At 65.7% G+C, this 1,409-nt stretch carries 2 protein-coding genes; both read right to left on the reverse strand.

Going from position 1 to position 1,409, the window contains the following annotated elements; all coding sequences use genetic code 11:
* Nucleotides 1-72 precede the first annotated feature (72 nt).
* On the reverse strand, nucleotides 73-888 hold the full coding sequence (istB, locus tag ACLML9_RS28735) for an IS21-like element helper ATPase IstB (RefSeq protein WP_411948427.1): 816 nt from the start codon (nucleotides 886-888) through the stop codon (nucleotides 73-75).
* Nucleotides 888-1,409 (reverse strand): Mu transposase domain-containing protein (locus ACLML9_RS28740; RefSeq protein WP_411948428.1); only part of this gene is annotated, 522 nt, incomplete at its 5' end. The genes ACLML9_RS28740 and istB, both read right to left, overlap by 1 nt.

A 1,409-nucleotide genomic window follows, 5' to 3' on the forward strand; every position in this document is an offset into this window, starting at 1 on the left:
TGTCAACGGCAGGCCAATCCTGACCACTTTTCGGCATCCGAATTCTGACCCCTCTGGCCGGGGTGGGTGGTTTCAGTCTTTAGTTGTGTCGGCGGTGGGGACGCGGCCGAGGTCGCGGTCTTTGAGCCGGTAGCTGTCGCCTTTCAATGCGATGACCTCGGCGTGGTGGACGAGGCGGTCGATCATGGCCGCGGCGACGACGTCGTCGCCGAAGACCTCGCCCCATCGGCCGAAGACTTTGTTGCTGGTCACGATGAGCGAGGCGCGTTCGTAGCGGGATGAGACGAGCTGGAAGAACAGGTTCGCGGCTTCGTTCTCGAAGGGGATGTAGCCGACCTCGTCGACGACGAGTAGCGGGTAGCGGCCGAGTTTGGTCAGCTCGGTCTGCAGGCGGCCGGTGTGGTGGGCTTCGGCGAGGCGGGACACCCATTCGGCGGCGGTGGCGAACGCGACCCGGTATCCGGCCTGACAAGCTCGGATCGCCAGTCCGATCGCGAGATGGGTTTTGCCGGTGCCGGGTGGTCCCAGGAACACCACGTTCTCTTTCGCGGTGACGAAATCCAGGGTGCCCAGGTGCGCGATCGTGTCGCGTTTCAGTCCGCGGGCGTGACCGAAGTCGAACTCTTCCAAGGATTTGCGGTGAGGGAAACGGGCCGAGCGGATGCGTCCTTCACCGCCGTGGGATTCGCGGGCGGAGACCTCGCGTTGCAGGCAGGCGACGAGGAATTCTTCGTGGGTCCAGTTCTCGGCGCGGGCGCGTTCGGGCAGTCGCTGCGCGGCTTCCCGCAGCGATGGTGCTTTCAACGCTCGGGTGAGGAAGCTCAGCTCGGCGGTGAAGTCCCGGGTCGTGGTGGAGGTCTTGGCTGGGGTTCGTGTTCTGGCGGGCATCAGGCCACCCCGCCTTCGGTGTCGATGCCGAGTGCGGTGTCGTAATCGGTCAGGTTACGTTGCTCGACCTCGGGTTCCGGAGCTGCACGCAGGACACCGATCCGGCCGCGCCGCAACGCTTTCGCTGCCTCGATGTGTTCGGGATCGGAGATGGTCTGATGCCAGGCCCAGATCCGTTCGTGATCGGCGACGATCCGCCCGCCCGAATGCACCCGGACCCGCTCCAGATCGGCGACGATCTCGATTCGGCGGCCGATCACCGCTGGATGCACCGAGTAATCGTTGGAATCGAAGCGAATGTAGTGATCACGCGGCAGCCGGGCCGATCGCCGCCACCCGGTCTCCGGCGCGGTCGGCGGCAACGCCAGCATCGCTTGCCGGTCCGCGGTGATCCGATCGGTCGGTGCGCAGCCCAGCACCCGGCGTGGCCGACGGTTCACCAACTCCAGCCAGTCCTCGAGCTGGGTGTTGAAATCGGCGGGGCCGTTGAACGACCGCCCGGGCAGAAACGACCGTTCCAG

The sequence above is a fragment of the Nocardia sp. NPDC002869 genome (genome assembly GCF_046764065.1).
In the GTDB taxonomy this organism is placed as follows: Bacteria; Actinomycetota; Actinomycetes; order Mycobacteriales; family Mycobacteriaceae; genus Nocardia; species Nocardia rhamnosiphila.

Bases quoted from the DNA above. Each gene is read 5' to 3' on its own strand.
- istB (WP_411948427.1), bottom strand. From the start codon at position 888: ATGCCCGCCAGAACACGAACCCCAGCCAAGACCTCCACCACGACCCGG.